A 22391-nucleotide genomic window follows, 5' to 3' on the forward strand; every position below is an offset into this window, starting at 1 on the left:
GGCTGTATCTTCAAGCCGACCATTATTGCATTCATGGACGTAACTAACACATTCATTCCAACGGCGGGCGTCGTTGGCCTTTTGCCCATGGTCACGTACTTTTTCTTAGTCGTGACCATGTTTGCATTTATAGGAAATTTCATTTTTACGCTGACTACACAGTCAACTGTCTCTTCAGAATACCGTGTTTTACACGCGTTGACGGCCGTTATTGCAGTCATAGCAGGTGCCTCCTATTACGTTATCCAATCCTATTACCACAACATGCTGGCGGAGTTGGCTACCGTGACGGACATCAACGACCGACAAACGCTCATCCGCGAATCGTATAGCGCCATCGGCCAATACCGATATATGGCCTGGGCCGTCACAACACCGCTGTTGCTGATTCAGGTAGTTTTTGTACTCAAGGCCGAGCTAATTGTGATTAAGCGCCAGCTTACTACGTTGCTGACGGCTAGTTTTTTCATGGTTTTGGCTGGCTACATCGGCCATCAGCAGCTTTCATTTGACAACGAAGTCTTAGCTGGTCCCAAGTTGATTTGGGGGGCCATTTCGGCACTGAGCTACGTAGTAATTTTATTAGCACTATATCGGCTCTGGAAACAGTTTATCGACCAGATTTCACTCAATCAACAACGTGTCTATCGACAAGTATCACTCATAATTGCTACGTTCTGGGGCGTTTATCTACTTGGGTATGTACTGACAGTTGTTGATCTTGATTTTAACTGGATTCATATTGTTTATACTATTGGAGACATCGCTACCTACATTGGGGTAGGGCTTATACTGAATTTTGGCAGCCTTAAAACCTTAAGAAACTAGCAGCGTTGAAAATTTTGCCTTGATCTCACCCATCAAACTTTGTTGCTATGCGTATCTTTTACAACGTAGCGGTACTGCTTGTCCTCTTTGCTAAACAACTCGTTTTTGCTCAAAATGGTATTGTCGTCTTTCAATCTGATTTTGGGCTGAAAGATGGGGCCGTTTCGGCCATGAAAGGTGTGGCGCTCGGTGTATCGTCAGAGCTGAAACTGTTTGATCTCACCCACGAAATTCCGGCCTATAACATTTGGGAAGCCGCTTATCGACTTCACCAAACGGTGCCCTATTATCCAAAAGGAACGGTATTTGTATCCGTCTGCGATCCGGGTGTTGGCACAGAGCGGCATTCGGTTGTTATGCTAACGAACTCTGGACATTACATCGTCACACCCGATAACGGCACACTGACGTTGATAGCCGAACATCTTGGTATTCAGGAAGTACGGCAGATTGATGAAGCCATTAACCGGCTGAAAAATTCAACTGCGTCGTATACGTTTCACGGGCGGGATGTGTATGCGTATACAGCCGCCCGGCTGGCGTCACGTACCATTACATTTGAGCAGGTAGGTCCAAGGCTCCCCAATGAAGTAGTTCGGTTGCCGTATCAGAAAGCAGACTATATAAACGGCCTGGTCCAGGGTAATATCCCGGTTCTTGATGTTCAGTACGGCAATGTTTGGAGCAATATCCCCAAAGCAATGATTGACCAGCTCGGCATTAAACCGGGCGAGAAACTACGTATCCAGATTTTCCAGAAAAGTAAAATCCTGTACGACAAGTCAGTGCAGTTGGTTAATACGTTCGGAGAAGTCCCTATCAGCACCGACGTCGCCTATATTAACAGTCTACTGAATTTTTCAATTGCTGTTAATCAGGGCAATTTTTCGGATAAATACAAAGTCTTCAGTGGAGCCGACTGGACGATTAAGGTAAGCAGGTAACACCCTTTATAAACGATTCGATTGCCAGATGGGAAATTCATGTAGTCAGACTTGCCTGTTTGCTCTACGAATTTACCTCGTTTGTCTAGTGTTCCACCCGATCATTTCTTCTTTAGTTAGCTTCGACCTCAATAGATAGTAGATCTATCGAGAGCATCTAAAGAAAGCATATGCAAACAGGCAAAATGACGATTCGTTTCGGGTATGGCGCACTGATCCTGTTATCGTTGATCGGGATTGGAATTGTGGTACGCAGAACCATCCTCCTGGTGCCTATTCTTGTGAATGGGTATCGGCCAGCAGTGTCATCCAAACCAGCATCACCCTTTAGTGAGACAGACGCGATATTTGCTCATTATCCGTTTTTAACGCTGATTCATATTGTTCCTGCGCTGCTATTTGTCACATTAGGCCCTATTCAATTCAGTAGAAAAATCCGGCGTAATTATCCAGCTTGGCATCGCCGAAGTGGACGAATTTTTCTATTAAGCAGTACAATCATTGGCTTGACGGCCTTACTGATGAGCCTCGCCATGCCGTCCATCGGTGGGTTCAATCAGGCGGCAGCGACTACGTTATTTTCGATATTCTTTCTGGTTGCCATCTACAAAGCTTTCCGTCACATCCGGCAACGTAACATTGCCTTGCACCGGGAATGGATCATCCGTGCTTACGCCATTGGTCTGGCGGTAGCCACTATTCGGCTCGTTAATGCCGTTCTGTTTGCAACCAGTTCATGGTCAGGCTTAACGATCGCTGAATTTTTTGGGACTGGCTTTTGGCTTGGCTTCGTGCTGCACCTAATTGTTGCTGAAGTATGGATTGATTATACCCAGCCAGGAAAATAAAGTGGTGAATCACTATCTTCACAAAAGATCTCATTACGGATAAACGATTCATACAATACGGCTGGCTCAATGACTATACCGTTCAGTCCCAGGTTGATCCATATCGCCTTTCACGTATTGATCTGGAGCACGCAGTTACTGTTGCCGTACGTTGTCTCTACGGCAGCCAATGGTTATAAGATAGGTGATATCCCCGGCGCGTTCTTCCCGGCGGCCGGCCTGATTCACATGGCAATTTTCTATATCAACGCGTTTTATCTGTACCCTAAGTGGCTAAATCGACGTTTCTGGTGGCTATATCTGCTAGCGAGTATTGCGTTAGTCGGGAGTTCACTGGAGTTAAAATATCACATTCTGGCATTCTGGCTACCGGATGTTCTTAAAAATCCCATTTCGTATAAATTTGTCTTTGGGCCTTCGATTGCTTTTTTTTTCATTAGTATCGTCTATCGGAAAATCATCGACCAAATTCGGTTGGAGAAACAGCAGGCCCAAAAGCAGGCCGAGCAACTAAGCGCGGAATTAAAATTTCTGCGTTCTCAAATCAGTCCGCACTTTTTGTTTAATGTGTTAACTAATCTGGTTTCCTTAGCCCGAAAAAAATCAGATCAGGTAGAGCCATCACTGCTGATGCTTTCGGATCTGATGCGTTATATGCTATATGATACACAGGGCAAAAAAATTGCGCTTCAGACAGAAATTGACTACCTCACCAGTTACGTTGACTTACAGAAACTGCGCTTTGGACAGGAGACGCCTATTTATTATCAACTGGCGGTAGACGATGTTTCTCATGCGTGCCTAATTGAGCCTATGTTGCTGATTCCTTTCGTAGAAAATGCGTTTAAGCACGGCCTTGGATCAACCGAAAATCCACAGATTCGCATCCATTTATCGGCGAATCAGGAACAATTGATATTTGACGTACAGAATAAATTTGACCCTGAATCGGCTGTCAGCAAAGACACGAACTCGGGCATAGGCCTTCGCAATCTGAAGGCTCGGTTAGAGTTGCTTTATCGGGGTAAGTATACGTTGTCAATAACTGACACCGATAACTGGTTTCACAGTACTTTAACTGTACAACTGATATGATGCGATGTCTGGTGATCGATGATGAACAACTGGTTCGTGAATTGCTGGAAGATACGATCAGGCAGATTCCTTTTTTACAGTTGGTAAAAAGCTGTAAAAATGCATTGGAAGCCAATGAAGTTCTACAGACAGCATCCATCGATTTGCTCTTTTTAGATATTCAGATGCCCCGGCTTACCGGGATTCAGTTTCTTCAATCACTCCACAAACCACCCCTGGTTATTCTGGTTACCGCTTATGAACACTACGCCCTGGAAGGATTTAGTTTACAGGTCGTAGATTATCTGCTGAAACCATTCAGTTTCGAGCGTTTCCTGAAAGCCAGCAATCGAGCCCATGAATTGTTCCGGCTGCAACAAAATAGCCTGGCACAACCATCCCCCGAGCCGGACGATTTTTTTGTCAATGTTGAATATACACTCGTCAAAATCGTGGCATCTGACATTACGTATATCGAGGGACTAAAGGATTACATCAAGATTTACCTTTCTTCCTCACGTAAGCCCGTACTGACCCGAATGTCGATCCGAGCGATGGAGGAAAAACTTCCGGCTTCCGGTTTTGTGCGAACGCACAAATCGTTTCTGGTGGCCGTCAGTAAAATCACAGCTATAAAACGCGACTTTGTTTGTATTGGCGAAACAGAAATTCCCGTGGGAGATTTTTATAAGGAAAATATTGAGCGTATACTCAATCGATCAGGAAATTAACGGACGAATCAAACGCTTTGCATCGTACTTAATTTCCGATAAAATCCTTCATCCAGGGTCAGCAATTCATCATGGCGGCCCCGCTCAACGATACGTCCCTGATTCACTACCAGAATTTCATCAGCGTGTTGGATGGTACTTAGCCGGTGGGCAATCACAAGGGTTGTGCGATTGGTCATCAGGCGCGTAAGGGCTTCCTGCACTAACTTCTCGGATTCGGTATCCAGTGCCGACGTTGCTTCGTCCAGAATCAGGATGGGTGGATTTTTGAGGATCGCTCGGGCAATACTGATACGTTGTCGTTGCCCCCCCGATAGTTTACCTCCCCGATCACCAATCAGGGTCTGGTACCCATCAGGCTGCTCCATAATGAAGGTATGGGCATTGGCAATTCGGGCAGCGTCTATAATTTCGGCTTCCGTAGCGCTACTACCGAAAGCAATATTGTTGAATATGGTATCGTTGAACAAGATACTCTCCTGCGTGACAATGCCCATCTGCTCCCGCAACGACGCTACGGTGCAATCACGCATGTCCACGCCGTCAATCATGATCGTACCAGATGTAGGATCATAAAAGCGTGGAATCAGGTCGGCAATGGTTGACTTTCCTCCGCCCGATGAGCCCACCAACGCAATCGTTTTTCCCTTCGGCAAGTCGAAACTAATGTCACGTAGCACAGGGGTATCGATGTTGTAAGAAAATGATACGTTCTGCACCGAAATTCGATCGTGGAAGGTATCAAGCGTCACAGCATTAGGCTTATCCTGAATAGCCGGTTGTGTATCAATCAGTTCGAGAACCCGTTCGCCTGACGTAAGTCCACGCTGTGATCCGCTGAAGGCGTTCGATATATCCTTGGCCGGGCGCGTTACCTGGGAGAAAATAGCGATATACGAGATAAATTCAGCCGCTGTCAGATCGGATTGTCCACTCAAAACCAGTGAACCGCCGTAGAATAGAATGCCAGCCACCACCGCTACGCCCATGACTTCCGAAAACGGCGACGCCAGTTCGCGCCGGTTCGCCAGTGAACGAATCGCATTTCGATAGCCATCATTTTCTTGCCGGAATTTATTCAGAATAAATCCTTCGGCGACAAAGCCTTTCACGACACGCATGCCGCCAAAGGTTTCATCCAGCAAGCTCACCAGACTACTGAGCCGTCTCTGCCCTTCCTGCGCGTCCCGCTTCATTCGCCGAACGAGCGTAGCAATAAAACCGCCTGAAATCGGAATAACAATGATGGCGAATAACGTTAGTTTAACCGAAATACTCAGCAATGCAATAATGTAGCCCACCAGCAAAAAAACCTCTTTCGAGGCCGCAGAGAGCGTATTAGCAATTGAATTTTCAACCTCCTGAACATCAGTGGTAATGCGGGAAATAAGGTTTCCTTTTCGCTCATTCGAGAAAAATCCGAGATGCAGATTCAGCGTTCGGCTAAACACAGCTTCACGCAGTTTAGCTACCATGCGCGCCTTAAATGACTCTAATTGCCTGACGGATAAGTATTTAAATAAATTATTCAGCAATACAGATATGACAATTACAATACAGACGAATTGAAGCGCCCCCACTTTACCATACTGCTGAAATACCTGAGCGAAATAGTACCGAAAAAAGCCTGCTGGCGACGTAGTGAGGGATGGGGCAGATTGGCTCAGAAACGATTGCATTTCTTTGGTATCCACCTTGTCGAACAGGATACTGAGCAGCGGAATAAGCAATGTAAAGTTCAACACACCAAATACACTAGCCACCAGCGACGTCAGTACGAAGGGTGTTAGGAAGCGGCCCAGCGGTTTAGCAAACGAGAGTAAACGAAGATAAGTTTTCATTAGTGGTGCAAAGGTAATCTGAACCAGGATTTATATGATTTTCTTGACTTACTATGATTTTATTAGCTAGCTTTCGTTGAAAGCAAAATCACAGTCGGTCAAGAAAATCACACAAATCCCGGTTCAGACACTCACCGGCCGATTTGTCCTGATGCTAGTTCCTGATACAATTTCCAGTATTCTCCAGCGACGCTTGGCCAACTGAAGCCAGCAGCTCGCTTACGTAGTCGACCTTCACGTAACGAGTTCTGACCGAAGTCATTCAGGCCATCATGGAGAATTTTAGCCATGCTTTCTGGCTCGAAATTCTCAAAATAATACGCGTCGTTACCACCAACTTCAGGAAGACTGGTTAGTTTCGAGATGAAAACGGGCTTACCAAACGTCATGGCTTCGGCAACGGGCAAACCAAAGCCTTCCGATAGAGACGGAAACAAAAAGGCCTCACAATGCGCGTAGAGCCACAATTTAGTTATCTCATCAACTGATCCCGGCATAATGAGTCGATCTGCAATGCCGAGTTTCTGAGCCTGCTCACGGATGTGCTGCGCATACGGATGACGATCTGGCCCAGCCAACACTAAGCGATAATCGGGGAAAGCTTCGAGCAATGGCAGCAGTGTATGAACATTCTTTTTGGGATGAACAACCCCAACGAATAAGAAATAGGGACTGTCGCTCCCGTCCATAAACGACGGTTGGGACGTATCAGGTGGCAAGTCCCGCTCGCTAACGGCTACACCCGTATAAACCACTTTTAAGGGCAATGCGTCGGCAATATGCAGGTGTTCTCTAACGACCGAAGCGGTATAAGCCGACCCGGCCGTCAGCAGAGACGCCCGATTAATTTTGCGCTGAAGCTTGCCTAGCTTACGCCCTTTTTTTGCTGTTGAGTAATCAGCTCGTTCCAGAAAATTAAGGTCATAAATCGTCAGCATCAACTTGGCGGTCTTACTTCCAGACTGACTGGGCAGGTAATCAGAATCCTGATGCAGGCAGTGCCAGACGTCATACTTTCCCGAAATCGAAAGCTTTTTCAGCCACGACGCTTCAATGTATTTCGCCTTATCACCAAAAGCGCCACTTTTGCCTTTTGGCACAAGAAATGTCAGGTTCCAGTCTGGCGGACACTGCCGAACAAGTTCACGACTGAGGTGCAGACAAACCTGTCCTAAACCGCTATTCAGGTCGCGCAGGCGTTCGGCATCTATAAAGAGAGAGGGCATCAGATTTTCTAATTTTGGCAAAATTGAGAAATCTTAGGAAATACACGTAGCTAATTATTCTTGCCATTGCACATAATATTCCTGAACAACAGTCTGTCAGCGTCATGTTAGTTCGGATATTTGCGGCATGATTTTACAAAATGACTTATTGCTCCGCACCGCACGGGGCGAGTTGACCGAACGAGTACCGGTATGGATGATGCGCCAGGCAGGTCGTGTACTACCCCAATATCGAGTGGTCCGGGAGCGGGCTGGCAGTTTCATTACGCTGGCCAAAACCCCCGAATTGGCTGCTGAAGTGACGATTCAGCCCGTGGATGCGTTCGATGTGGATGCCGCTATTATTTTCTCCGACATCCTGGTGGTGCCCGAAGCAATGGGGTTGCCTTATGAAATGATCGAGAGCAAGGGGCCGCTTTTTCCGAAAACCGTCCGCAACATGAATGACATGAGTCATTTGCGCGTTGCCGATGCCGAAAGTGATCTGGGTTACGTACTGGATGCCATAAAACTGACAAAAAAAGAGCTGAATGGCCGGGTGCCCCTCATTGGATTTGCTGGCGCCCCGTTCACAATCTTCTGTTACATGACCGAAGGCCACGGCTCTAAAACCTTCTCGGTTGCCAAAAAGCTGCTCTATACGGACCCCGATTTTGCCCACGCGCTGCTTCAGCAAATTACCGACAGCACAATTGCCTATTTACAGGCACAGGTACGAGCCGGAGCCGATTTGGTACAGATTTTCGATTCCTGGGCCGGTATTCTATCACCAGATCAGTACCGGACGTTTTCGCTGCCCTACATCAAGCAAATCTGTGACCTTATTACCGATACACCAGTGACCGTTTTTGCCAAGGGAGCGTTCTTCGCCCGACACGAAATTGGACAGTTGAGTTGCGACGTCGTAGGGCTGGACTGGAATATGGACCCGCACGAGTCACGGCAATTGATTCCAGATCGGGTTTTGCAGGGGAATCTAGATCCTTGTGTTCTCTATGCAGATTTTGCCCAGATCCGGGCGGAAGTAAAGCAAATGTTCGATGGGTTTGGTCGCCAGCATTACATCGCTAACCTCGGCCACGGCATCTATCCTGATACCAACCCCGACAAAGCCCGGTGTTTTGTTGATACGGTGAAGGAACTGGGAACGATCTAGTGAATGACGTTTAAAGCATTAAGGTCAGGCGCAGCAAATGATTTGCCAAGTCTGACCTTATTTATTTCCAACTATTTTTGCGCTGAGATAACTACTCCTTTTACTATTGAACTGGCTGGAACTGGTGGCGAGTTTGTAAGCCAAACCATAATAGCTGATCCTTCTGTATGCTCATAAAAGGTATTCCCTTCTATTCTACCTTCATACGTTGCGAGCGGTTCCGTCCTGGCAGACAGTTGGAATTTACCATTCGTCTCACTCACACCAACGTCTCGCAAGGCAAGGGTGGGATTGAAGCCATTTTTTGTATAAAAGATTCCGACACGTACTGAATCGGGTTCCTTACGGTCTACCTGAACGTAGAAATCACTGACGTCAATTTTATTAACTCCCTTTGCTGAATAGAGGGTATCACCATTTACTACGTAATACTGCACTACATATTTGCCGGATGCCCGAGCCGCCACGTCAGAAGGTTGGTCATCCGATTGACAGCTTACCAGACCGATAAATGACAGAAATAGAATCAATTTGTTCATGTCGTTGAGCGTTTACTACGCTAACGCTCAAGTGCTTTCCTCTTGTATACTTAATCGATATTTTAAAATAGACACATAGCCTGCAACAACCTCGTTCTCAATCGGCTAAGTCAGACCAGAACGCATAGCTTTGGCCTCCAAACGCAGGCTACATCACAAATTCTCTTTGGCTTCTTCTTTCAACTGCGCTTTGTTGATTGGCACCACGCCCACCGATTCACAGACCAAGCCCCCGCCGAGGTTCGATAGACCGGCGATAATAGCTGGTGATTGACGTAAGGCCACACAACAGGCGGCAATGCTGATGACGGTATCCCCCGCCCCCGATACGTCGGCAATCTTGCGGACGTGCGCTGGAAGTTTCAGGGTTTCATGGTTGTAGTCGATAAAGGCACCACGTTCTGACAACGTAATTAGGGCACCTTTCAAATTCAGGGTATGTTTTAGCCGACCGACAACAGCTTCTAGTTCAGTCATGTTGTCGACATCAAACGCTACGTTCAGACCCTCCCGTAATTCTTTCAGATTGGGCTTGAAAAGCGTCGTGTTCTGATAGGACAGAAAATTGCGTTTTTTGGGATCAACGACGGTCGGTACGTTCTGCTCGTTGGCAAAATCGGTGATTTCGGCAATCGCTTCTTTACTCAGAACACCCTTATCATAATCCTCAAAAATAACGACGTGACAGCTTGGAATCAGATCTTTGGCTTTAGCGACTAGCTGTGCCCGTTCGTCGTCGGTAATGTATTTATCCGTTTCGGTATCGACCCGCACCACCTGCTGCGAACCGGCAATGATACGTTCCTTAATGGTCGTAATACGGTCAGCACTACGGATGAGGCCATCGCAGTTCAATCCCCGGTCGCAGAGTTCCTGTTCGAGTTGATCACCCGGCGCGTCGGTACCGATGACGGAACAAATAATAGCTTCAGCCCCTAATGCCTGCACGTTTAGCAGTACGTTCCCCGCCCCACCTAACCGGAGTTCGCGCCTATCGACGGTAACTACCGGCACGGGTGCCTCAGGGGAAATGCGCTCAACCCGCCCCCATACGTAGGAATCGAGCATTACGTCGCCGATAATCAGTACACGAAGGTTGTCAAACTGATCGAACAACTCATCAAGGCTCATATCCAGCACCGGGCTCATAGGCAAAAAACAACGTAGTGAAGGCGCAAAGAAACGAAAAGTGAAGCCTTTTTCCGAAATGAGATGACACGTTCGAGTAAACGGCCTGTATTACCAACCCGTCAGCCACCTTAGCAGCAGGTCAGGTTTGAGGAAAAGGACAATCACCGGAAACACTAATCCAATCGATAGCCAAACAGCTGCTTTGGGCAATGGAACAGGCTCTTGGGGAGTACTTGCCGACCGGAAGAACAGGAGAAAGGGAATCTTTAAATAATAGACTAATGAAATCAGCGCGTTCAGTAAACCGAGTACAAACAGCGCTAACAGCCAGGCCTCACCACTACGCTGATAAGCTTCGTAAAGGGCCGAGAATGACAGAAGCTTGGCCGTAAAACCAACGGTTGGCGGAAGGCCTGTTAACGCCAGCATGACCACCGTCAAGGCAATGGACAATACGGGCTGTTTGGGTCCAAGACCCGCAAAGTGGCTGATTGTTAGATCACTGCCATTACTTTGAGCCAGTAGGTCAATCAGGAAAAAAGCGGCCAGCGAGATAAATAAGTACGTACCTACGTAGAATAGGACAGCGTCAAAACCCGCATCATTCAACGCCACGACGCCTACCAGTAAAAAACCCGCGTGGGCAATAGTCGAATACGCCAGCAGTCGCTTCGCATCCGTTTGACGTAGCGCCGACAAATTACCAAGTAAAATGCCCGCCAGCGCCAATACGGCCAAGGGTGTCTGCACGACCATGGCGGTCGTTCCACCTAACGGCGACTCCGCGGGTAGTGCCGTTACAACCCGCATCAGAACCAGTATCGCAGCCGCCTTGGGTCCAACCGAAAAGAAAGCGGCAACGGGTACCGGTGCGGCTTCGTACGCGTCGGGCGTCCAGACGTGAAACGGTACGCCAGCGAGTTTAAACAACAAACCGGCCATCGTCAGTAACAAAGCGACAGCCACTACTGACGTATCCTGACCGGCGAGCTCGGCTCCAAATGCGTTGGCGGTGATGTCGAGTGTGCCGGTCATGCCATACAGCAACGACATGCCATAGAGCATAATGGCTGAACTGATGGCACCAAATAGCAGGTATTTGATCCCTCCTTCCGATGCTTTACGGTTAGCCGTAAGGGCCGTTAACAGATAGGAGGAGATGGAAACCAGCTCGATGCTCAGATAGATACTGAGCATGTTCACTGATATTGCCATCAAAAACAGCCCTAATGTCATGGCAACCAATAGCGAATACCATTCGAGCGGTAATTTTGATAAGCCAGTTTTCTCCTGTGGCTGGACGGTCAAAAACTCATAGACCAACACAAAAACAGCACTCAACGCGATCAGTACCTGAATAAAAATAGCCTGATTATCAACAAACATCAGGTGCATAAACAGGAATCCACGCGTTGGCAGCAGAAAAGCCCAAATACCCGCAATCAATACCACACCAACGCTCAAACCAGCCAGTAATCGGCGAGCGTGAGTCCGACGGCTACGTAGCATAATCAATTCTGCCAGCAATAACACACAGAATGATGCCGACAGCCAGACCTCCGGCCCAAAGCCGCCGAGGCTATTGATAATGTCGTTTAATTGATCGGTAAGGGACAAAATAGTTTTTAGTCGATAGCTGTCAATTAATAGACTATAAATGAGCCTGTTGACTGACAGCTTTATTTAAATTATTCCATCCTCACCTGGCTGCCCATCGTATTCATGCAGGTGAACAGGAGTTTGTTTCTTGCGGAGACGGATATTGAGAAATTCGACCAGCAGCGAGAAAGCGATAGCGAAATACAGATAGCCTTTAGGAACCGTGCCGACTTCCTGATCGAAAATAACAACCTCCGACAGATGCGCGCCTTCGGCCACCAGCATGAACCCAATCATAATCAGGAATGCCAGTCCCAGCATTTGAATGGTGGGGTGTTCGTTGACAAATGACCCGACCGGACCCGCAAAGAACATCATGATTAAAATAGACAGCACAACGGCAATCATCATGATGGTCACATTCTGGGTTAGACCGATGGCCGTCAGAATCGAGTCAATCGAGAAAACGATGTTCGTAATCGCAATTTGCGTCACTACGCTCGAAACGGTCGTTTTAGCTTTTGTGCTACCTTCCAGTTCTTCATGGTCAGTACCTTCCAGCTTATGGTGAATTTCGGAGGTAGCTTTATACAGCAGAAATAAACCGCCCGCAAACAGAATCAGGCTCTGGCCCGTGAAAGCCGCTTTGAACCAGCCTGCATCGATGTGGGTGAATGGTTTGCTAAGGGAAATAACAAACGAAATACCCAGCAGCAGCACTAATCGGAAACCCATGGCCAGCGCCAAGCCGATATTTCGTGCTTTGGCCTGATCCTGACGAGCCAGTTTATTAGCGGCAATGGAAATAAAAATGATGTTATCAATACCCAGAACGATTTCTAGAAATGTCAGGGTAAGTAAGCTGATAATGGACGCAGCAGTAAAAAGATCGCTCATTGGTTAAGCCGAAGTGGAAGCCAAAATTACCCGCTTCGAACCGGGTCTGCAACAACTTGTCTAAGAAAGAGCCACGAAACGGACGAAAGGTGCGTAAATACTAGTGAGTGGTAAAAGCCAGCACGAATTTATATGGTGAATGTAAACTTTTGTTTTGGACGTGAATTTGTCATTCCTCCTGCGTCGGAATGACAAATTCACGCCATTTTTAAGTTTCGACGTTTGAACAGCTTCCGTTTCCGCAATCTTCAGGCAGGCTATCTTGGGTCGGCATTCGATTTCATAAGCAGCAGATGTTTAAGGACATTTGGTAGCTTTGGAGTCAATCAGTAACATATTTACCCTTATACGCGTTTATGATGGGAAACCTTGTTGCCCCGATGCAACATTAAATTAGTTTCCTCCCAGCCGGAAAATTCATTTATTGTGTCGAAGCTACTTGTTCGTGTTCTTCTCGGTTTACTTGCCATCGTGCTGTTGCTCGTGGGATTCGTAGTACTTGTTACTACAACACCCTGGGGACAGCAATTCGTGACGAAACAGGTAAATTCGTACCTCGCCGGAAAAATAAAGTCACCATTCCACATCGGGCGCATTAGTTATTCCATTCCCGATTGGCTTGAACTGGAAGATGTGTTTTTCCAAACACCTAAGGGCGATACGTTGATTAATGGCGGCCGGATGCGGGTGGACCTCGATATGTGGGGGTTGCTTAATAACCGTGTCTCTCTAAATCATGTTGAATTCGAGCATATTCGCTTGAATATCAAGCGCACCCTGCCTGACACTACGTTCAATTTCCAATACCTGGTTGATGCCTTCACGACGGCTGGCCCCGCTGCCCCTGTTGATACGGCGGCTACGCCAATGCTTATTAATCTGTCGGGCGTTGCACTCACCGACGTTCGGATCAAGTACCTGGACGATGTGACAGGAGCTGACGTCAATACGCACGTAAACAGGCTTCAGGCTACGTTCAGTGAAAGCGATGTTGCTAAATCGAAATACCACCTGTCGAACGTGGATGTAGAGGGCTTGGATGCCTATGCCCGTCTCTACCAAGGTTTACCAACGCCACCCAGCGCGCCCAGCAAACCGGGCGACACGCTCGATCTGGGGTTAGGAAAGTGGCAGATCAGGAACGCCAAATGGGACGTTCGGGTCGAAACCGCTGATTTCAAAACGAAAGGAAAGACGGAGCGGCTGGCGATGGAATCCGATTATTTTTATCTGGAAGGCGCAAAAATTGGTATTAAATCACTTGAATTAACAGGGGGCGATATTGCTGCGGTTTTGACGAAGCCTATAAAGAAAGCAACAACGACTACGTCTACAGCTTCAGCCACTACAGAGACGGGGGCGCCGGGCTGGCAAGCCAAACTTACCAATGTCCGCTTTGCCGATAACCGCATTCGGTACGACGACGAAACGGCACCCCGGCAAAAAACGGGATTGGACTATGGTCATCTCGACCTTCAGAATCTGGGCATCGACGGCCGTTTTCTTGTTTATCAGGATTTAGGCAAACGCGGGCAACGTATCAGCGGGCAGGTTAGCAAGGGGTGCTTCCGGGCAACGAGCGGATTTGTGCTCCAGCAACTCGACGGTAATCTGCTATATACCGACACGACAACGACGCTGACGAAGCTTTATATCCAAACACCAACCTCTCTCATTCGGGACCAGATGGTGCTACGGTACGACTCGCTGGGGCAGTTGAGCGACCCGCGTTTTGCAAAACGGGTGGGTGTTCGGGTCAATCTGCGCCAAAGTCGATTGTCGGTAGAAGATGTGCTGCAACTCGCTCCATTTCTGGCCGATACACCACCCTTCGCAGGAAATCGTGGAGGTGTTTTCAAAGCGAATGCACAGGCGACTGGTACGTTGGCTGCGTTAAATCTGCCACGTGTTGAACTGGAGATGTTATCCGGCACGAAACTTAGAGGCAGTGGTCGCCTGGCAAACGTAACCGATCCCGATCATCTTGGCATAGACATGACGGTGCAAGAAGCCACCACTACGTTAGCTGATATCAATAAGCTGGCTCCGAAAGGGTCGATACCGTCGTCTATTGCGCTGCCGCCTTCTATAAAACTGACGGGCAAAGTCAACGGTCAATTGAACGATCTTATTTTAGATGCCAACGTCAATACGGAATGGGGCACAGCCGATTTCAATGGTCGGCTGGCAGGCTTCATGGCCAATAAAAACCAAACCTATAAAGGAACGCTTAACCTCAATGAGTTCGACGCAGGAAAATGGCTAAAACAAACGGGCACCATTGGTAAAGTAACTGGTCGCGCTACAGTCGATGGACGTGGCATTGACGTTAAAACGCTGACTACGAACTTCGATCTGGCCATACAATCGGCGGATCTGAGCGGCTATACGTATCAAAACCTCGTGGCCAATGGAAAATTATCAACTGGTGATCTGACGCTTGTTGGTAACCTTAAAGACCCCAATGCCAACCTGGCGCTGGATATTAAAGCGGGTTTACAGAGCGACTTCCCGAGTGTTGCGGGTGAAGCAGTCATAAACGAGTTGAATCTGCAACAGCTTAAACTGTATAAAGATCCGCTATCGCTTAAAGGCCGGATTTTGCTGGACATGACCTCGACCGATCCGGCCAAACCTGTCGGTACAATTTCAGCAGGCGACGCCGTCGTAACGTTGCAGGGCAAGGCTTATCCGGTCGATTCGTTGTATGCCAAATTATCAGCCGATGGGCCAACAAAGAACGTAGTGGCCCGGTTGCCAGGCGCCAAACTGCGCCTGAACGGGCAATTTGAGTACACTCAGCTTTACGACATTGTCGCGGGGGAACTGAGCCAGTACATTGCCCTGCCCGCGCTGACGTACAAGAAAATTCCACCTCCACACGCGTTTACACTGGGGTTAAAAGCGTACCAAAACCCACTGCTTCAAGCGTTTGTCCCGGCACTGACCCGGCTGGATACGGTCAGGATGGACGCTTATCTGGACAGCAGCCGGGATACAACGTTTTCGGCAACGCTGCAATCCGGCATCATTGTTTACGATACCATTACGGTGCAGGGAAGCAGCCTGGCGTTACGGGGAGCCAATAATCAATTACTCGTCAATGGCCGCGTGAATGGCGTATTATACAACGGCATCACCATTCGCGAGACGGATTTGACAGGTACGGCCGCCAATAACCAGTTCCGGTTTGCGGTGGTCAACAAAGATTCGATTAATCAGGATTTACATGGGTTATCGGGCACGCTCAGCGTTGTGGACTCCAGCTACCGGTTTCAGTTTGCCTCTAATGGCTTGCTAACAAATTATCAGCGTTGGCAAACGGATACCAGCGGGTATGCTCAGTATGGCAATGACGGCGTATTGATCAACAGAATTCACCTGGAAACTGACCAGCAATCGCTCGAAATAAGTAACACAGAACCTTACGGCAACGCTCCCATTCGGGTTACAGCCCGCGCCATTGAACTGGCGAATCTGGCACGGCTCGCCAATCAGGATACTACATTGGCCAGTGGTCAGCTCAATGGTACCATCATTGTGCGCGACTATATGGGGGCGAACAGTAATTTAGCCTTTACGGGATCGATTTATGTCGATAGTTTACAAGTCATGAGTAAACCGATTGGCAATCTTACGGCCCGTTTCAGCAATGGCAGTGACGGACGTATCAGTGTTAATACTGCACTGGTGGGCACCTTCAATGATGCCACCGTGACAGGATTTTACGATCCATCCAATGCCAAGCAGGCGCTTGACCTGGCCATTAAGCTGAAGCGGCTGGATGCCCGGACGATCGAAGCCTTCAGCTTTGGGGAGCTTCGACAGGCGAAAGGTCAACTCACGGGTGACTTTACCGTAGCCGGTGCCGTCGACAATCCGGAGATGGATGGCAGTGTCGCGTTCGATTCCGTTGCGTTTAACATCAAACAACTCAACGCTACGTACCACATTGACCAGGATAAATTAGCTTTTTCGGGCCAGACCATTACGTTCGATAAGTTCAAACTTCGCGATGACCAGAACCGAATCTTAACGACGGATGGCACGGTTGTCCTGAAAAACCTCCCCAACGCAGCCTATAATCTACGTGTTCAGGCAGATCATTTCCAGGTGTTGAACGCTGCCCGAAAAGACAATGATTATGCCTATGGACAGGCTGCTATCAGCGCCGATCTACGCATTAAGGGAGCCGGTTCCAACGCATCCATAAACGGCAAAGTCAAGCTCGAAGACGGTAGTAAAATTTCAATGGTGCTGCCCGACCAATCAACAGATGTGGCCGAAGCCAACAAGATTGTTACGTTTATCGACAACAAAGATTCATTAGCGCTGGCAAAATACATTTATCGTCCGAAATCAGACAGCGTGAAAACAACCCGGCTGGCGTTTGATCAACTCAGCAATTCGACTATCTCGCTCGATCTGGAAGCCGACGAAAAATCGGAGCTAACCATCATTGTCGATGAACTCAACGGCGACTATCTGCGGGCACGGGGCAATGCTCAGCTTAACGTGGGTATCAACGCAGCCGGACAAATGACGGTGTTAGGGCGTTACGACGTGACGGAGGGCGAATATTCCCTGACGTATCAGGTGCTAAAGCGCCAGTTCAAAATTCAGAAAGGTGGATACATCAGCTTTTCGGGTGATCCGCTCAAGGCCGACATCAACATCACGGCTGTTTATCAGGTATCAACATCACCTGCCGACCTGATTGGCAGTGAGTCCACTACGTTGCCCAATAACGCGGCTAACCGGAAATTACCGTTCAACGTAGCACTGACCATTGGCAATAACCTGGCCGCTCCGAAACTGGGCTTTGACATCCGCTTGCCAGAGGTTGAAGATAACACCAGTGCCTCGGCATCGAGCGAATTTGGTACCCAGATCGAGAATAAGTTGAAAACGCTACGCCAGGATGAGTCGCAGATGAACAAGCAGGTTTTCGCGTTGCTGATTCTGAGCCGATTCTTACCCGAGAACACCTCTGATTTTTTCTCGGGATCTAACTCCGGCCTCAATTCGCAGGCTGAAGGCATTGCCCGGAGTAGCGTGAGTAAACTTATATCGGATCAACTAGGCCGCCTGGCTTCGGGTATTTTAAAAGGCTTTGACGTAGACTTTAATTTATTGTCGGAGAACAACATCGCCAGTAATAGCGGTGGTACGGGTGCCCGCACGGATCTGAATGTGGGCCTGTCACGAAGCTTTCTGGAAGGGCGGGTAACCGTATCGGTCGGGAAAAACTTTGTCCTGGAAAACACAACCGGGACGGCTAACCCCAACCAGGTGTTCGATAACCTATCTGTGAACTACAACGTATCGCGCGATGGGCGATACGTGCTACGGGCTTACCGGCGGAATGACTACCAGGCCGTATTGGATGGTTATATTATTGAGACAGGCGTTGGCTTCGTAATTACGTTAGACTACAACACCCTGGCCGACATTTTCCGTCGGTCATCGAACGGCCCCTCGCTGAATTAATTCGTCGTTATGAACCATACTTTTGCAACATATTTTGTCATGCTGACGAAGGAAGCATCTTTTAGTCAATATCAATTGAGATGCTTCCTTCGTCAGCATGACAAAAAAACATCCCTGTTCTTTTCACCCCGCTTCCTGCCGCAAGCCCTTTGCCTTTTGCTTCTGGCGGTTCTGCTTACCAGTTGTAATATTGGCAAACACTTACCTGCCAATGAACGGCTGTACATGGGAACGGACATCAAGCTCAATGCCGATTCAACCGTTACGGAAAACGAGAAAGAAGCCATTCAGGAACAGTTGGCCACACTGGCCCGTCCTAAGCCCAACAAACAGCTCTTTGGATTTCCTTACAAAGTCGGTTTATATTACTTATTTGGCGAGCCGAAAAAGAATGGTTTTCGAGCCTGGTTTCGGAAAAAATTTGGCGAAGAACCCGTTCTGGCAAGTGCAAAAGCTATTACATCGAACATTCCCGTCTGGAAAGCAACTCTTCAGAATGACGGATACTTTGGCTCCAACGCGACGGGATCGTTAAAGGAAAGTGGATACAAAGCACGGGGTGTTTATGAAGTTGATGTTATGCCCCGGTACCACATCGACTCGGTGGCCTTTATCGTCGATTCGTCAGAAGTCCGGAAAGCCTTACGCGCTTCGGGCCGACGGACAGTGCTGAAAAAGGGCGACCCTTATAGCCTGGATAATATCAAAATAGAACGGGAACGTATCAGTCAGTTTATTAAGCAGCGGGGCTTCTATTACTTTTTACCCGATTATTTGGGTGTGCTGGCCAATAATGATTCGGTAAAACACCGCACCTCGCTTTTCGTGTATATCAAGCCCGATGTACCTGACGCAGCGGCCGTACCGTACACTATCCGTGACGTATTTATCTACCCAAATTATAATCTGTCCACCGCGCAACAGGACACCAACAAACGCCGGGCTTATCAGACCAATGAACGGTTCAGGATTGTTGATTCTACCCGTATTTTCAATCCAAAGTTGTTCCGCGACATCATGACGGTGCAACCCGGCAGACGTTACAACAGTCGGGCGCAGGATTTAACGCTATCGCGCTTCATCAATGTGGGTGCCTTCAAGTTTGTCCGAAACCGCTTTGACCCCGACCAGCAGGGCGATTCGGCCGTGTTGGATGTGCATTATTACCTGACACCTTATCCGGCGAAATCCATTCGCCTGGAGCCTGACTTTACGTCACGTTCCAACAACTTCAATGGTACGCAGCTTACGCTTAGCTGGCGCAATCGAAATACGCTCAGGCGCGCTGAACTCTTAACCATCAATGGTACCGCTGGGATTGAATTTCAGGTGGGGGCCGGTACGCAGGGAATAACAAACTACCGCTTAGGGCTCGAAGGTGTCTTAAGTTTTCCCCGCCTGGTAAGTCCATTGCGGTTTAATTATGATCAGCGGCAGGCGCTCCCCAAAACCAACGTAACGCTGGGCTATCAAACGATCATTCGAGGTGGTTTATACCGGATCAATTCCTTTCAAACAACGTTTGGCTATTCATGGAGACAGAGCCAGCAGGTTGAACACACGTTTATACCCCTAAGTGCCAACTATGTTTATGTACCTCTCAACAGTGTAGGTGACCGTGTATATGATATTTTGTTTGATCCAGACATTTCACAGATCGTTAAGCAACAGTACCAGACCACCGTTTTCAATTCCGACCAGCTTATTTTGAGTTCGTTGTATACATTTAACTATAATTCGTCGCCCCGTTCAACCTCGCCCAACACGTTTCGGTTTACCGCCAATGCCGAAGTTGCGGGTAACGTAGCAAGCCTGTTTTTCCGAAAGCCCTTAGAAATGGACCCGCGAAATGGAATTTTTGGCGTTGCGTATGCACAGTACTTTCGGGTAGATGCCGATGCCCGGCTCTACCGGAAGTTGACTAAAAACGTTACGTGGGCTAACCGTTTTTTTGCGGGTCTTGGCCTTCCTTATGGTAATTCCAATGGTTACCAATTACCGTTTACCAAACAATATTTCGTGGGTGGTAGCAACAGTATTCGGGCATTCCGCCCACGCGCCATTGGGCCAGGTCTATTCACCCGCGATACGCTTCGCAACCTGCCCGCTTTTCAGGATGGCGGGGGCGATATTAAGCTGGAAGCAAACACGGAGATACGGGCTAAATTCACGAAATACCTGGAGGGTGCCGTATTTGTTGATGCAGGTAACGTTTGGACGTATTACAACCTTCCAAACTTCGAAGGCGACGTAGAAACATTTTCCTCCAATTTCTACAAGCAGATAGCCATTGGAACAGGTATTGGCCTCCGAATTGATTTGTCGTATTTCCTGGTACGTTTCGACTTGGCCACCCCCCTGCGCAAACCCTATAAAACGAACGGCAGCGAATGGGTCACAAAGCTCATTGACTTCGGTAGCACTGACTGGCGCAAACAAAACCTGATCCTTAATATTGCCGTCGGCTATCCGTTCTAAAGTTGACTGACTACATCGGCGGCCCGGTGTGTTCAAATCTTCTTATTTCAGCAGTGGCTGTAGTACCTTCCAGACGGTGTTGGCCACAATCTTATGACCAGCGGGCGTTGGATGAATGCCATCCGGCTGATTTAACTTAGGAATCCCCCCAACGCCTTCGAGCAGAAACGGAATCAGGACCAACTTGTTCTTATCGGCGAGTTCCTTGAATAGTCCCCGAAATTCCCGTGCATAACTTGTGCCCATATTCGGTGGAATCTGCATCCCGGCCAACACAATGGTTACCTGTGGGCTTTTTTGTCGTACGGTGTCGATAATGGCTTGCAGATTCTGTCGGGTAGCCGCCAGTGGAAGTCCACGGAGGCCATCGTTCCCGCCCAGTTCAAGCACAAAGACCGACACGGGTTTCCGCATGACCCAACCAATCCGGCTTTTTCCCCCGGCTGTCGTTTCACCACTGAGTCCGGCATTGACAACACTGTAGTTCAATCCGACGGAGTCAATTTTTTTGCCTATCAAGGCCGGGAACGCCTGCGCTGGTTCGACACCATAGCCCGCCGTGAGGCTGTTCCCGTAAAACAGCACAATTTGTTTTGTTGACGGAACAGCCGTTTTGGTTTCTGCTGACGTAGTATTAGCTGAATCAGACGCCGATGTTGATTCGTTTTTTGTACCAGACGACCCACATCCCCAGACCGTTAAGAGTAGCAATAGCCCGTTTATCATTGAATAGGCCATTTGACGGGTTTTCAAGAACTTCATAAAGATTGAAGCGGTTAGTTACTTTAAACGCAAAGAAAAGAATGACACAAAGGCCACGATGTCTCTCGATGTTCGCTGTGTAATTCTCTTTTTCCTCTGTGTTTAACTCAAGTAGTATCAACCTGTTTTTGTTCCATGAGTATTCTGCGCGTCGAAGATCTTACTAAAACCTATTCAAGTGGAGGTCGTGAGCTGACTGTTCTGCACGGTGTCAATTTCACCCTTGAACCCGGTGATACGTTCGCTATTGTCGGGCCGTCGGGCAGTGGAAAAACGACCTTGCTTGGCTTATGTGCGGGATTAGACCGAGCCTCATCGGGTAGCGTTTATTTGAACGATGTTCGTCTGGATACGCTCAATGAAGATCAGCGGGCAGCGCTACGGAATCAGCACGTTGGTTTTATTTTCCAGAATTTTCAACTGCTGCCTACGCTCACGGCTCTGGAAAATGTGATGGTTCCGCTTGAACTTCGTGGCGAGAAGGGCGCGGCTAAAACGGCGCAGGCCTTGCTTGAACGCGTTGGTTTAGGGCAGCGAGGGCATCATTATCCGAGTCAATTGTCGGGTGGAGAACAGCAACGGGTTTCTTTGGCACGCGCGTTTTCAAATCGTCCCAAACTTCTTTTCGCCGATGAACCGACCGGGAATCTCGATGCCGACACCAGCGCGACCGTAGTGGACCTACTTTTTGAACTCAACCGGGAAGCCGGTACGACGCTGGTTCTCGTTACACACGATATGGAATTAGCCTCCCGCACCCAACGTATCATCCGCATAAAAGGTGGCACGGTGGTATCAGACTCAAAAGAGCGAATTAGCGAACGAGTGCAAGAGTGATTTTTCTGCA

The 22391-nt window shown here is 48.3% G+C and carries 16 protein-coding genes; 9 read left to right on the top strand and 7 right to left on the bottom strand.

The annotated features are described in order from the left end of the window. Positions 1-33: 33 nt before the first annotated feature. The 5 genes from ACYVEA_RS08070 to ACYVEA_RS08090 all read left to right on the top strand — a co-directional run bounded on the left by ACYVEA_RS08070 (position 34) and on the right by ACYVEA_RS08090 (position 4425). Entirely contained in the window at positions 34-828 is a 795-nt protein-coding gene (locus ACYVEA_RS08070) for a bacteriorhodopsin (RefSeq protein ID WP_461112857.1), read from the top strand. A 47-nt stretch (positions 829-875) separates the two neighbouring features. Beyond that, on the top strand, positions 876-1772 hold the full coding sequence (locus tag ACYVEA_RS08075; protein WP_461112858.1) for an SAM hydrolase/SAM-dependent halogenase family protein: 897 nt from the start codon (positions 876-878) through the stop codon (positions 1770-1772). A 170-nt stretch (positions 1773-1942) separates the two neighbouring features. Next, positions 1943-2620: a DUF2306 domain-containing protein gene (locus tag ACYVEA_RS08080; protein ID WP_461112859.1), complete on the top strand. Its 678-nt coding sequence runs from the start codon at positions 1943-1945 to the stop codon at positions 2618-2620. Between the two features lie 69 nt (positions 2621-2689). Continuing rightward, entirely contained in the window at positions 2690-3715 is a 1026-nt protein-coding gene (locus tag ACYVEA_RS08085) for a sensor histidine kinase (protein WP_461112860.1), read from the top strand. Next, positions 3712-4425: a LytR/AlgR family response regulator transcription factor gene (locus tag ACYVEA_RS08090; RefSeq protein ID WP_461112861.1), complete on the top strand. Its 714-nt coding sequence runs from the start codon at positions 3712-3714 to the stop codon at positions 4423-4425. Before ACYVEA_RS08085 ends, ACYVEA_RS08090 begins: the two co-directional genes overlap by 4 nt. 8 nt (positions 4426-4433) lie before the next feature. Here ACYVEA_RS08090 and ACYVEA_RS08095 read toward each other — a convergent pair whose 3' ends face one another. Both ACYVEA_RS08095 and ACYVEA_RS08100 read right to left on the bottom strand, forming a co-directional pair. Continuing rightward, positions 4434-6266 (bottom strand): ABC transporter ATP-binding protein, encoded by a 1833-nt coding sequence (locus tag ACYVEA_RS08095; protein WP_461112862.1) that lies wholly within the window; start codon positions 6264-6266, stop codon positions 4434-4436. A 131-nt stretch (positions 6267-6397) separates the two neighbouring features. Beyond that, positions 6398-7492 (bottom strand): glycosyltransferase family 4 protein, encoded by a 1095-nt coding sequence (locus ACYVEA_RS08100; RefSeq protein WP_461112863.1) that lies wholly within the window; start codon positions 7490-7492, stop codon positions 6398-6400. A gap of 127 nt (positions 7493-7619) precedes the next feature. On the opposite strand from ACYVEA_RS08100, the gene hemE reads away from it, so the two are divergent. After that, positions 7620-8648 (top strand): uroporphyrinogen decarboxylase, encoded by a 1029-nt coding sequence (hemE, locus tag ACYVEA_RS08105; RefSeq protein ID WP_461112864.1) that lies wholly within the window; start codon positions 7620-7622, stop codon positions 8646-8648. A gap of 71 nt (positions 8649-8719) precedes the next feature. Here hemE and ACYVEA_RS08110 read toward each other — a convergent pair whose 3' ends face one another. The 4 genes from ACYVEA_RS08110 to ACYVEA_RS08125 form a co-directional block, all read right to left on the bottom strand. After that, positions 8720-9187: a hypothetical protein gene (locus ACYVEA_RS08110; protein ID WP_461112865.1), complete on the bottom strand. Its 468-nt coding sequence runs from the start codon at positions 9185-9187 to the stop codon at positions 8720-8722. Between the two features lie 153 nt (positions 9188-9340). Further along, positions 9341-10336: a bifunctional heptose 7-phosphate kinase/heptose 1-phosphate adenyltransferase gene (locus ACYVEA_RS08115; RefSeq protein WP_461112866.1), complete on the bottom strand. Its 996-nt coding sequence runs from the start codon at positions 10334-10336 to the stop codon at positions 9341-9343. Positions 10337-10426: 90 nt separating this feature from the next. Beyond that, positions 10427-11935 carry an NADH-quinone oxidoreductase subunit N gene (locus tag ACYVEA_RS08120; RefSeq protein ID WP_461112867.1) on the bottom strand — a complete coding sequence of 503 codons (1509 nt, stop codon included), beginning with the start codon at positions 11933-11935 and terminating at the stop codon, positions 10427-10429. 66 nt (positions 11936-12001) lie between these two features. Further along, positions 12002-12814, bottom strand: a complete 813-nt coding sequence (locus ACYVEA_RS08125) for a TerC family protein (protein WP_461112868.1) — start codon at positions 12812-12814, stop codon at positions 12002-12004. Positions 12815-13240: 426 nt separating this feature from the next. On the opposite strand from ACYVEA_RS08125, the gene ACYVEA_RS08130 reads away from it, so the two are divergent. Both ACYVEA_RS08130 and tamL read left to right on the top strand, forming a co-directional pair. After that, positions 13241-18304, top strand: a complete 5064-nt coding sequence (locus tag ACYVEA_RS08130; RefSeq protein WP_461112869.1) for a translocation/assembly module TamB domain-containing protein — start codon at positions 13241-13243, stop codon at positions 18302-18304. Positions 18305-18313: 9 nt separating this feature from the next. After that, positions 18314-20782 (top strand): translocation and assembly module lipoprotein TamL, encoded by a 2469-nt coding sequence (gene tamL / locus ACYVEA_RS08135; RefSeq protein ID WP_461112870.1) that lies wholly within the window; start codon positions 18314-18316, stop codon positions 20780-20782. A 42-nt stretch (positions 20783-20824) separates the two neighbouring features. Here tamL and ACYVEA_RS08140 read toward each other — a convergent pair whose 3' ends face one another. Continuing rightward, positions 20825-21544 (bottom strand): arylesterase, encoded by a 720-nt coding sequence (locus ACYVEA_RS08140; protein WP_461112871.1) that lies wholly within the window; start codon positions 21542-21544, stop codon positions 20825-20827. Positions 21545-21679: 135 nt separating this feature from the next. Here ACYVEA_RS08140 and ACYVEA_RS08145 point away from each other — a divergent pair, with 135 nt between their 5' ends. Further along, positions 21680-22381 (top strand): ABC transporter ATP-binding protein, encoded by a 702-nt coding sequence (locus ACYVEA_RS08145; protein ID WP_461112872.1) that lies wholly within the window; start codon positions 21680-21682, stop codon positions 22379-22381. Positions 22382-22391 lie beyond the last annotated feature (10 nt).

It is taken from the genome of Spirosoma jeollabukense (assembly GCF_054777855.1).

Bases quoted from the DNA above. Each gene is read 5' to 3' on its own strand.
- ACYVEA_RS08140 (WP_461112871.1), bottom strand. From the start codon at position 21,544: ATGAAGTTCTTGAAAACCCGTCAAATGGCCTATTCAATGATAAACGGG.
- ACYVEA_RS08075 (WP_461112858.1), top strand. From the start codon at position 876: ATGCGTATCTTTTACAACGTAGCGGTACTGCTTGTCCTCTTTGCTAAA.
- ACYVEA_RS08100 (WP_461112863.1), bottom strand. From the start codon at position 7,492: ATGCCCTCTCTCTTTATAGATGCCGAACGCCTGCGCGACCTGAATAGC.
- ACYVEA_RS08090 (WP_461112861.1), top strand. From the start codon at position 3,712: ATGATGCGATGTCTGGTGATCGATGATGAACAACTGGTTCGTGAATTG.
- ACYVEA_RS08115 (WP_461112866.1), bottom strand. From the start codon at position 10,336: ATGAGCCCGGTGCTGGATATGAGCCTTGATGAGTTGTTCGATCAGTTT.
- tamL (WP_461112870.1), top strand. From the start codon at position 18,314: ATGAACCATACTTTTGCAACATATTTTGTCATGCTGACGAAGGAAGCA.
- ACYVEA_RS08070 (WP_461112857.1), top strand. From the start codon at position 34: ATGGACGTAACTAACACATTCATTCCAACGGCGGGCGTCGTTGGCCTT.
- ACYVEA_RS08110 (WP_461112865.1), bottom strand. From the start codon at position 9,187: ATGAACAAATTGATTCTATTTCTGTCATTTATCGGTCTGGTAAGCTGT.
- ACYVEA_RS08095 (WP_461112862.1), bottom strand. From the start codon at position 6,266: ATGAAAACTTATCTTCGTTTACTCTCGTTTGCTAAACCGCTGGGCCGC.
- ACYVEA_RS08085 (WP_461112860.1), top strand. From the start codon at position 2,690: ATGACTATACCGTTCAGTCCCAGGTTGATCCATATCGCCTTTCACGTA.
- ACYVEA_RS08145 (WP_461112872.1), top strand. From the start codon at position 21,680: ATGAGTATTCTGCGCGTCGAAGATCTTACTAAAACCTATTCAAGTGGA.
- ACYVEA_RS08125 (WP_461112868.1), bottom strand. From the start codon at position 12,814: ATGAGCGATCTTTTTACTGCTGCGTCCATTATCAGCTTACTTACCCTG.
- ACYVEA_RS08080 (WP_461112859.1), top strand. From the start codon at position 1,943: ATGCAAACAGGCAAAATGACGATTCGTTTCGGGTATGGCGCACTGATC.
- hemE (WP_461112864.1), top strand. From the start codon at position 7,620: ATGATTTTACAAAATGACTTATTGCTCCGCACCGCACGGGGCGAGTTG.